Annotated in this window: 1 protein-coding gene; it reads left to right on the top strand. The window is 66.5% G+C overall.

Going from position 1 to position 281, the window contains the following annotated elements; all coding sequences use genetic code 11:
• A partial coding sequence (locus ISP15_RS18495) for a hypothetical protein (RefSeq protein WP_404549491.1) occupies positions 1–281 on the top strand: 281 nt, incomplete at both ends.

Here is a 281-nt window from a genome sequence, read left to right as displayed (position 1 = left end):
CGCCCAGGCGATCAGCACCAGCGCCATCACCACGTCGACCCAGCCTGGCTTGCCCGGCGCGGCCACCGTAGCCACGGGCGCCAACCGCGTCACCACCTATACCTACGATGCGATCGGCCGGGTGCAAACCGAAACCGATGTCGGCACGTACACCTATACCGGCGGCACGGTGGGCCAGCTCAACGGCACGGTCGGTTATGCGGCGGCCAGCAGCGTCACCGCCTACACCTACAACGGCGAGAACCAGGTCCTTACCGAAACCGTCAACGGCGCGACAACCA

This window comes from Dyella jejuensis (assembly GCF_044904675.1).
Taxonomy (GTDB): Bacteria; Pseudomonadota; Gammaproteobacteria; order Xanthomonadales; family Rhodanobacteraceae; genus Dyella_B; species Dyella_B jejuensis.
This window is presented reverse-complemented; position numbering and strand designations above follow the sequence as displayed.